Source organism: bacterium (Candidatus Blackallbacteria) CG13_big_fil_rev_8_21_14_2_50_49_14, assembly GCA_002783405.1.
GTDB lineage: Bacteria > Cyanobacteriota > Sericytochromatia > UBA7694 > UBA7694.
This window is the reverse complement of sequence record PFGG01000013.1, coordinates 73,969-84,817: the sequence shown is the minus strand read 5'-3', so window position 1 is coordinate 84,817 and position 10,849 is coordinate 73,969. Positions and strand designations below refer to the sequence as shown.

Genomic DNA, 10,849 nt, shown 5'->3' with positions numbered 1-10,849 from the left:
CGTGCGGGATCATGTTTCAATCCCTATCTGGCTCATTACAAACCAGCCTTCGCTTTTTCTACCTTCCCCTGCCCGCAGCACTATCGGCTTACCTTGCGATAAACTTTCCCAAAGGGAGCGCTACGGGTTTACCAAGTTCCGCATAAATAACACGGTGGGTTAGGCGCTCTGTTTCGACCGGAGAGACGACAGTCAAGATCTATATCCAAAGTTCACATATGTTCGCCATGCTTTGCTGTCGGTATCCGTAAAACCTACGGTCAACAGTTTCCGCACCACCAAGCCTATGCAACCTAATTCTGGCAAACAACAAGAAAACCCCACCCAAAAAACAACTATCCAAGCCCCTTCAAAGCCATTTCTGACTGGTGCAAAGAATAGCGATCAAAACTATTTAATTAGTTTACAATTTCGTTGAATAACAATCAAGATCCCCATATATTTAACAAAATAAAGACATTGTTACAAAAACAGCTCTCAAACTTAATTCTTGTTAAATTGTCATAATTTCGTTATATTTCAATATCTGGGCAAACGAAAACGCGAAGCTGAATTAAATCAAGCTTCGCGTCGTTTTCGAACTCAATAGGCTGAGCGTTTAGCCCTGGCTGGAATAACTCAAGCCTGTAATTTTAAACAGAAACGCATAGATATCTGACATTTCTTCAAGCGTTTTGCTCAGGGGTTTGCCCCGCCCATGGCCAGCATCGGTATCCACTCTTAAGAGCACCAGATTGTGGCCATGCGAAGCATGTTGCAACGTCGCAGCAAATTTCTTGGCATGCGAAGGCACCACCCGATCATCGTGATCGGCACTGGTGATCAGCACGGGTGGGTAAATCACACCCCCTTTCACATTGTGCAGGGGCGAATAGGCATAGAGAAAATTAAAATCTTCCACACGGGCTTCGGCATTGCCATAATCGGTCACCCAATAGCGGCCAATGGTAAAGCGGTGGTAGCGCAGCATATCCAAAACAGGCACCTGACAAACCACTGCGCCAAAGAGGTCTGGGCGTTGCAGCATGCAGGCCCCAACCAGCAGACCGCCATTGCTGCCGCCGCGAATTGCCAATTTTTGGGGCGAGGTATAGTTATTGGCAATCAGCCACTCGCCCGCCGAGATAAAATCGTCAAAGACATTCTGTTTGCGCTCAAGGGTTCCGGCCTTATACCATTCCACCCCATATTCAAAGCCACCACGCGTATTGACCTGGCAATAAATGCCGCCCTGTTCCAACCAGGGCAGCAGGGTGGCCGTAAACTGGGGGGTGAGAGATTGGCGAAAACCGCCATAGCCATACATCAAAACCGGGGTCTCACCCGTGGGGGTAAAGTCTTTGCGATGCACCAAAAACATCGGCACCCGAGTGCCATCGGGGCTGGTCGCAAATTCCTGATGCACCACATAGTCTTCGGCCTGAAAACCCGCCACCTGGATATGCTCATGCAGGTCAATCAAATCATGGGCCTGCATTTGGTAACTGTAGGTGCGGGTGGGGAAGAGAAACGAGGTAAAGCCAAAGAACAGCTCATTCTGGTAACGGCGGCCATTCAATTCACTCACGGCCCCCAGCGTGGGCAGGGGGATATCGTCCTGGTAGGTGCCCTCAAGATCATAAATACGCAGCTTGTGATGCGCGTGATGCTGATAAACCGCCACAAAACGGTTGCCTGCAAGGGTCACATTGACCAGAATATCTTCATGTTCGGGAATAATCTCCAGCCAGTGCTCGGGGTCGGGCTTTTTGAGCTGAATGCCCACCAAACGGCCATGGGGGGCCTGGTGATCGGTAAAGAAATAAAAGGTATCGCCCTCATTGCCCACAAACTGGTAATGGGCATCGGCCTGATCGAGCAGCCGAATAAAGCCTGCGCGGGAATTTTCGGGGCGGTAATAAATCCGGTTGCGGCGGTCAGTCCCCAAAAAGACGGTGAGCAAAAGATATTGGCCATCTTCTGTCATCGTCGGCCAAAAATCCAGGTCTTTGTCATCGGGGCGTTCATAGACCAAGATATCGTCATCCTGAACCGTGCCCAGCTCATGCCAATAGACGGCATTGTAATAGCTCAAATCGGCGTCCTGAACCGTGCCGGGATCGGGGTAGCGGTTATAATAAAAACCCGTATTTTCGTGGTTCCAGGCGATGCCTGCAAACTTGGTATGCATCAGCACTTCATGCGAATCTTGGCCGGTTTTCACATCCCGGATGCGAATTTCCTGCCAGTCTGAGCCCCGGTGAGACAGACTATACGCCAGTTGATTGCCATCCCAGCTGGGGGTGGTGCTCATGACTGAAACGGTGCCTTCTTTGCTGAAGGCATTGGGGTTGAGCAAAACCTTGGGTTCTGAGGTAAAGCGGGTGGTGGTATACAGCACCGGCTGGTTTTTCAGCCCTTCGTGTTTCCAGAAAAAATAGTGATCACCCGCTTTTTCAGGTGCCGACCAGCGATCATAATCGCAGACTTCTTTCAAGCGGGAAAGAATCTGACCGCGTACAGGGGAATCCACAAAGGCCCGCGTCAACTGGTTTTGCTCATCGGTCCAGGCCCGTGATTCGGGCGTGGCAGGGTTTTCTAACCAGCGGTAGGGGTCGGCGACGGACGTGCCATGGTAATCTTCGACAATTTCTTCGCGTTTGGCCTCAGGATAGGTGAACGATTGCTGTTCCTGGCTCATTTTTACCTCTTGGGAGTCTGGTTGGGGAACCAGAGTTGAATTTAGCGGTATGATAACATACCCCAGTTCTGGCTGAGGTCAGTCTTCTAAGCGCAGGCAAAGATGCACCCGTTCGCTTTCAGAAAAATGGATTAAGCTTTAAATTTTTATTTAATCACACAAGTGTGCTCAAAATTCATAAGATAAGCTTGAAATATGTTCCAAAAGCCAGGAGTTCAGTCATGGTCAATCCTATCGAGCAATCCTCACCCTTGCCCTTTCCCTTTGCGAATCAGCCTGAAAATATCTGTCGGCCCGAACCCGAAAAACTGATCTGTGAAGCCGAGCCCAGCCTGGACCTCACTGAAAGACGTTTTCCCCAAGCAGCCAATAGCGGCAAAGCCCAGCCCCAGGTCGATTTTGCCCAACTCAATGCCCAAGCAGATTTGGAATTGGAACTCACCGACAGCAATGGCGTATTAAAAACGGGCAAAGAAGATATTCACGGGCAATTGAGTGGAGAAATCATCCTGAATGGCGATCTGCTCAATCAGAATTTTGATGCCCTCAAGAAATCTGTCTCCTCGGCCCAAATGAAAAGCCTGTCCTTTGACCCCGATGATCGGGCCTATGTGATTGGCATGAAAGCCAAAACCCTGAAAGGCCTGCTCTGGGATAATTTTGAAATTCGACTCAAGGCCACCCCAGCGGGCCAGCTCTATTTGGATGTCGATGAGAATTGGTTTCCCAATTCCTCAATTCTGAGCCGCCTGCGCGACGGCATCAAACAAGCACTGAACAGCCATTTGAACCAAAAATTAGACGCCCTGGAGATCGAGCTGGAGACCCGGCGCGATGGGGACAAGCTCTATCTCACCCCTGCGATTAAGAAATTGAAGTTTCCCCTGGATGCCGACCATGCCCTGCGTTTTAAAGAAATACAAAATGCCATCGGGCGCTTCTCGATTGATCCCAAAGGCCATTTGCATCTGCGCTTTGACAAGCTTGAACTCACAGGCAGCACCGATCCCCAGGCGGCCAGAGGCCCTGCGCAGAGCACACCCGATGCGCTCAAACTGAAGCTCGAAGCCCGCAGCTACAAAGACAAGCACCATGAAATGAATCTCAAAGGCAAAATACTTCTGGATATCGACGCCCAAGAGGCGCAAAAGATCAAAATGGGCGGCGAAACCCTCAGCAAACGGGTCAGCCAAACGGGCCTGGAAGCCGATCTGGATTCGACGATCAGCATTTCAGCAGCGGGCAAAGTCAATGCCCAGGCCCAAAACCATTGGCAGCTCAAGAATACCGTCATAGAAGGCAAAACCTACCAAATCGAAGCTGAAAAAATTGAGGTCAGCCTGGATACCCAATCGGGTTTGAGCCTTGAGGTCAAAACCCATTCTCCCACCCAGACCTTTCGCCCCCAGCTCAGCCAGAATACCGTCGAGCCCTTGATTGATGGGCCAAATTACCATGAGGAAATGAAGTCTGCGATTGCAGGTGCCCAAGAGAGCATTGAAATTGAATCTTTTCTCTATTACGACGAACCCAGTACCCGCGATCTGGCGCGCCAACTGCTGCTCAAAGCGGCAGGGCTGAAACCGGGCAAATCCCGTCTGGTCTATGATCCCCTGGCCACCCAAGGGCTGCCCGTGCATATCCTGGTCAATCACCGGCTGACACAAACGGGCTTTGAAAGTGTGAAAAAAATCTTTGCAGAAACCCAGGCCCAGCTCAGCCAGGAAATTCAAACTCTGCCCATTTCTGATGCCGCCAAAGCCGATTATCTCAAGCGGATGCAAACCCACCTGAAATTGGGGGCGCTGACCGACGGCGTGGCCAAGGCCGATCACCGCAAACTGCTCTTGATTGATGGCAAAACCGGCTATACCGGGGGCATCAACCTGGGGGATCATTTTCTCAAGCCCGACAGCTACCACGATATCATGCTCAAGGTGACGGGCCCGGCAGTGGGCGAAATGCGGGCCCAATACGCCGCCAATTGGCAGGATTTTACGGGCAAGCCCGCCGAGCTGCGCTTGAAAAGCAAAAGCGAGCTTGAAAAAGCTGCGCGGCAGCATGCCCATAGCACCCAGCAAAATTTGGTCTCTTCAGGCATTGTCACCACCGATGACAGCAGCAACCAAATTGAAGCCGCCCTGCTCGATGCGATTGGCCACGCCAAAAAAGAGATCAATATCGAGCACGCCTATTTCTACCACCCAGCCGTGCTTCAGGCCTTAAAGAATGCAGTCTCCCGTGGCGTTACTGTCAAGATCACCGTGCCCGACAAAAGCGATGAGGATCTTTACAATATCATCAACGCGGATATGATCCGCCAATTGATGGAGACCGCTCAAAAAACAGGCAAGGGCAAGGTTCAGGCCTGGCTGTATACCGGCACGCCGGGGAAATACAGCCACATGGCACATACCAAGGCCCTCTCTGTCGATGGCGAAACCGCCGTGATCGGTTCCGCCAATTTGATTCCCCGTTCGCTCAATTCTCCCTTTCGCAAGGTGCTGCCCGATGGCAGCCGCCAGAATATTCTCTTCAATGAAGAGATGAGCCTTTACCTGCACGATGCCCAAAAGGTGAAGGAATTGGATCAGAAGCTGTTTGAATTTGACCGCAACCAGAAATCCAAACCCTTTTCCTATGCCGAGGTCTTGAAGCGGATTCAGGATCTTGGCGGAGAAAAGGTTTTGCAGCAGGAAAAACTCAAGGCCAATCTGAGCTAAACCTCAAGTCGCTGTTTTTGTACAGGTGCCAGCAAGGCCAGGGCCGATTCTCGGGTCAGGGGGTCTGAAAACCTGAAAACGCCCCGATCGAAGAGGTAGTGAAGCAAGGAACTGTAAAAGGCCAAGGCCCCAAAGATCAAGAGCCAGACCGAATCTTGAAAGGCCTGTAAAAAATACGGAACCGTGAGTACATTTGGATCAAAATTGTGAAGCAGATAGAGATCGGCTTCCAAAAACGGGGTCAGCAGCAGCGAAAGACCCACCCATACCAGCAGCGGCCCCCATGCCCAGTGGTTAACCCGGTTCCAGACCCGGTACCAGGCCCCCGCAGGCACCTGCTGAGACTGGGCCGCCATATAGCGCGTCAGGCCCAGAGACACGCTCCAATGTTGAATTTGGGCCACAGCGAAATACAGCAAAGGCCCCAAATAGAGCGAAACCAGTGTCATAAAGCAGAGCGAAGAAACATAGAGCATGCGCGGCAGCCCCTGGTTTTCACGCCGATACCGTTTGAGTACTCCTGCCCAGACCAGGCAGAGTAAGAGGCTGAAACCGAGCTTGATTCCCAGCAAATAGGCCGCAGGCAGGCTGAATTTTAAACCGGGCAGAAAAGGCATCACCGTGGCCAGTTCGCCCTGAAAAAAATCAAGGCAGAAGCTTAAAAGCCCTGAAACCCCCATGCACAGCCACCAATCCATGCGCAAAAGCCCCTGATTTTTTTGGCCATGGGGCAAGCGGCCCCGGTAAACCGCCAAAACCCCGTAATGCTGCACAGCGAAATGGTAGAGCGAAAAGAAATAATCGGCAAGCCCCAGCAACAGAAAGCGTTGAAAAACGCTCAGGGGAATCAGCGCTTCGGGGGCCAAGAGATAGGCCCCCAAAGCCAGCAAAATTCCAAGCGGGGCATAGATAAAATAGCCACGCCGGGCCTGAAGCACCCGCTGGTATTCGCCCACACAGAAACCGAGGTAAAGGCTGGAAAAGCGGTGGGCAATCCAAAAACAGAGCGTCACCCCAATTAAAAAGGGCTTGGCAAAATGCTGCGGAAGGGCCAGCAGGAGCAAGGGAATCCAAAATCCTGAAAGCAGCCAAAAACCATCCCAGCCAGGAGAATGAACCCAGGGTGTGTTTTGCACTGGCATTCGCACCCTCCCTTTTTGCAAGATTTTCAAGCCGTGCTGGGTTCAGTTTAAACCGATTGGCAACAAACCAACAGGCTCAAAGCTTCACTCCCAGTGAAATTGAAAGCGCCGCGTGACAGCTCCCCTCAATGCCAGCCCCCAGAAGCTGGAAGCCTTCAGCAAATCTCACAAGCTGGAAAGCCCCTCAAATGCCTCTGCTGAGCGCTTTGCTGCCCTGAACAGCTCCTCTCCATTTAATTTTTTGAATAACTCATTCGCTTCTGAAAGAAATTAACGTAAAATACGGTAGAAATAGTTTGTTCTTTTTGAGCCCACCTCAGGAGTGAATAAAGCTGATGCAGCTTCCCAGCCCACTTTTGGAGCGGCCTTCGCCCCAATTGATCTTCTCCAGCGAATCGCTTGGTTTGGAATCCAAGCTTTTTGACAGGGCCCCCCTGTATTTGGGGCCGGCTCAACACGGTGGGGCCGGCTTTTTGCGCGTTCCCCCCTGGGCCTCGCACTGTTACCTCAGTGCCAGCCCCCAGAGCCCCCAAGCGCAAGTGCTTTCCAATCTCTGTCTGCATTGGCAGGCAGATATCCTCAACAGCCCCCACCCCGACGGGTTTTTGCCCTTCAGTAAATCGATCCGCTGCAAAAGTCACAATGCAGTGTATGCGGCAGAAGCCGGTAAATTACTCAATCCCCAGCTCTTTCACCAGACCTGTGATCACCATTTGCCTGAAATTCAGCATTTGGAATGGCAGGGCTACCTCTTCAGTCTGCCCCAATGGCAGGGCCTGAATTCAAGTTTTGATCTCAAGCGAGAACTGGAACGGGTGCAACAGGAAACAGGCGATTTGTTTTCAAGCCAAGGCTACCGCCTGATAAAAACCATCAGCATGGAACAGGCCGGCCATTGGGCCCTGTTTATGATCAACTACCTCGACTTAATGCATGTCGACCCGGCCCATGCCGAAACCCTGGCCCAGCTCTGCTCCTGCGATTGGGTTCAATCCTATCCAGGCCTGGAGTTTACCCAGAACCTGCAGGCCCCCGAACGCTGGAGCACGGTACAGCAGGTGGGCTGGAAAAAGACCTGGGGCGAAGGCGACGGCAGCGGCTGGAATGATCCCGACAACCCCCTCAGAGGCAAAGCGGCCTTTCAGACCTGGGGCAAAATCTACCGTGAAATCAAAGGGGATCCCCCCCTGGGTTCGGTTTGGGCCACGGTTTTCCCCCAGCTGATGTTTGAGTGGTATCCCGGTGTGATTGTCATGTCGCAGGTTTTCCCCCATGCGAAAGATCCCACCCGCTGCCAGGTCTACCATGATTTTTATTACGACGAAGATCTCTTGGCCCATCCTGACTTTATTGCGGTTCAACAGGTGGCCTTTCATACCACTGGGGATGAAGACGAAGAGATGGTCGGCAGCATGTCGCGCAATCTCTACCGCCTCAGCCGCCAGGGCTGGGATCAAAACACAGGCTTTGTACACCCCCAACTCGAAGATTGCAGCCCAATGTTTTATGCCCGCCTGGCAGAGGTTTACCAGGCGCTGAAATAAACGCCAGCACACGCTCAAAACCACGATCCAGATCAAGGTTTCCTTGCAAGCTTCCTGCTAAGCTAAGCTCAGCAGGAAGGAGGGTTCTATGCACGAAATCTCTGGCCAATGGGTCGATCTGCTTCAGCGCAGAATCGTCCCCGCCAAACTCACCCTCGCTGAGTCGCGGATTCTCAAAATTGAGGAACTTGTGCAGGCCCCAGAAGTCTATTTGATTCCCGGCCTGATAGACGCCCATATTCACCTTGAAAGCTCCATGCTCGTACCTGCCGAATTTGCCCGCATGGCCATGCTTCATGGCACCGTGGGCAGTGTTTCTGACCCCCATGAAATAGCCAATGTGCTGGGTCTTGCTGGGGTGGAGTTTATGTTGCAAAACAGCCACACCCTCCCCTTTCATTTTTGTTTTGGCGCGCCCTCCTGCGTTCCCGCTACCGTTTTTGAAACCGCCGGTGCCCGTCTCGGGCTTGAAGAAACCCGTCAATTGCTCGAAAACCCAGAAATTCACTATCTCAGTGAAATGATGAATATTCCGGGGGTGCTGCAAAACGATCCCGAAGTCATGGGCAAAATCGCCCTGGCCCAGAGCCTGGGCAAACCAATCGATGGCCACGCACCGGGCTTGCGGGGCGCGGATCTTGAGACCTATCTCAAGGCAGGTATCAGCACCGACCATGAGGCCTTCAGCCTGGAAGAAGCACGGGAAAAAGCGCGCAAAGGCATGAAAATTCTGATTCGGGAAGGTTCAGCCGCACGCAATTTTGAGGCCCTGATCCCGCTTTTGGCCGAAACCCCTGAACTGTGCATGTTCTGTTCAGACGATCGCCACCCCGATGATCTGCTCAAGGGGCATATTAACCAAATGGTGGCCAAGGCCCTGGCCGCAGGCTATGATCTGTTTGATACCCTGCGGGCCGCCAGTTTGAATCCGATTCAGCACTATGGCCTGAAGGCCGGTCTGCTCCAAGTCGGCGACAGCGCAGATTTTATTGAGGTCAGCGATTTGCAGCGCTTTAAAATTCAAGCCACCTGGATTCAAGGCCAAAAATGCGTCGAAAACGGGAAAAGTCTTTTGAACTGGCAGCCCTCAGAGAGGCCCAACCGCTTTGTGGCCCGGCCTGTACAGCCTTCAGATTTTAAAGTACCCGAGCAGCAGGGCCAAATCCATGTCATTCACGCCTTGGATGGAGAACTGATCACCGAAGACTGTCTGCGCACGCCCACCTTGGCCTTTCACGAAACGGTGGCTGACCCCTCACGGGATTTGCTCAAAATCGCAGTGCTCAACCGCTACCAGCCCCATGCCCCGGTGGTGGATTTTATTGAAAACTTTGGCCTCAAGCAGGGGGCCATCGCCTCAAGTGTCGCCCACGACTCGCACAATCTGATCGCCGTGGGCTGCAGCAACCAGGACTTGAGTCGGGCCATGAACCGGGTGATTGAAATGAAAGGCGGGATTTGCGCAGTTTATGCAGGAAAAGAAAGGGTACTGCCCTTGCCGATTGCGGGCTTGATGAGTGATCGCCCCGGTCCAGAAGTTGCCGAGGCCTATGCCGCCCTGAACCGCATGATCCGTGAAGAAATGGGCTCCCCTCTGCGCGCGCCGCTGATGACCCTCTCGTTTATGGCCTTGCTGGTGATTCCAGCCCTGAAGATCAGCGATCAGGGGCTCTTTGATGGCGTCCATTTTCGCTTTGCCCATCTCTACGCCGAGGCGAAATAAGCCCCCGCTGAATGCCTGTGGGGGCAATCTGCCTAGATCTGGATATGCGCGTGGTAGCCCTGCAGCATGCGTACATATTGCACGCGCTCAAAGGCACTGGGGTCGGGGCAGTTGGTTTGACTCATGCTGCCCTGCAATTGCTCAATTGAATGGTACTCATGCTCTTCAAGCCAATCCAGCAATTCAGATTCCAGGGTACGCACATAGCCAATGCCCCGGCGCAGCAGCACTGAGGCCATCTGGGTTACCTTGGCCCCCGCCATCAAAAGCTTGAGCACGTCCTTGGCCTGGTGCACCCCCGTGGTGGCAGCCAAATCGGCTTGAATCCGGCCATAGAGCAGCCCAATCCAGGTCAGGGGCAGGCGCAGTTCCTGGGGAGAACTGAGCAGCAGATGGGGCTCCATTTCCAAGGTTTCAATATTGATATCCGGCTGGTAAAAGCGATTGAACAAAACCAAGCCATCGACCCCCAAGTCAGAAAGCTGGTGCGCAAAATGGCCGAAATTGGTAAAGAAGGGACTGAGTTTGACCGCCACAGGAATATTCAACTGGGTTTTGATCTCTTTGACAATATCCAGATAGGTCTGTTCAATCACGGCCCCAGATAGCTGGGGATCGGTGGGAATACTGTAGAGATTGAGTTCCAGTGCAGCCGCCCCGGCCTGTTCGATTTTTTTGGCATATTCAATCCAGCCGCCCCGGCTGTGCCCATTTAAACTGGCAATGATCGGGATTTTAACGGACTGACGCGCCTGGGCAATATGCTCAAGATAGAGTTCAGGGCCGACATGAAAGGTTTTGGGCTCGGGGAAAAAGCTCAGGGCTTCGGCAAAGCTGTCATTGGCGAAGCTGGTATAGTGATCCAAATCCAGACTGGATTGGGTCAATTGCTCTTCAAACAGAGAATGCATGACCACCGCAGAAATACCCGCTTCTTCAAGCGCACGGATATTGTCCAATTGTTCTGAAAGCGGTGAGGCCGAAGCCACCAGCGGGGTGCGCAAATGCAATCCAAGATATTTTGTACTTAAGTCCAT

6 protein-coding genes are annotated in these 10,849 nt (G+C 52.5%); 3 read left to right on the top strand and 3 right to left on the bottom strand.

The window, feature by feature from the left end:
* Positions 1 to 598: 598 nt before the first annotated feature.
* A complete protein-coding gene (locus COW20_03435) occupies positions 599 to 2,680 on the bottom strand; it encodes a S9 family peptidase (GenBank protein PIW50255.1) in 2,082 nt (693 codons plus the stop codon).
* 221 nt (positions 2,681 to 2,901) lie between these two features.
* On the opposite strand from COW20_03435, the gene COW20_03430 reads away from it, so the two are divergent.
* Complete coding sequence (locus COW20_03430) at positions 2,902 to 5,403, top strand: hypothetical protein (GenBank protein ID PIW50254.1); 2,502 nt, start codon at positions 2,902 to 2,904, stop codon at positions 5,401 to 5,403.
* On the opposite strand, the gene COW20_03425 is transcribed toward COW20_03430, so the two are convergent.
* A complete protein-coding gene (locus COW20_03425; protein PIW50253.1) occupies positions 5,400 to 6,545 on the bottom strand; it encodes a hypothetical protein in 1,146 nt (381 codons plus the stop codon). The genes COW20_03430 and COW20_03425 overlap by 4 nt on opposite strands.
* 335 nt (positions 6,546 to 6,880) lie before the next feature.
* Here COW20_03425 and COW20_03420 point away from each other — a divergent pair, with 335 nt between their 5' ends.
* Entirely contained in the window at positions 6,881 to 8,089 is a 1,209-nt protein-coding gene (locus COW20_03420; protein PIW50252.1) for a hypothetical protein, read from the top strand.
* Between the two features lie 88 nt (positions 8,090 to 8,177).
* On the top strand, positions 8,178 to 9,812 hold the full coding sequence (gene ade, locus COW20_03415; GenBank protein ID PIW50251.1) for an adenine deaminase: 1,635 nt from the start codon (positions 8,178 to 8,180) through the stop codon (positions 9,810 to 9,812).
* 32 nt (positions 9,813 to 9,844) lie between these two features.
* Here the strand turns inward: ade and COW20_03410 are convergent, their stop codons facing one another.
* The gene (locus tag COW20_03410; protein PIW50250.1) at positions 9,845 to 10,849 is read right to left on the bottom strand and encodes a dihydroorotate dehydrogenase; all 1,005 of its coding nucleotides are present in this window, start codon (positions 10,847 to 10,849) and stop codon (positions 9,845 to 9,847) included.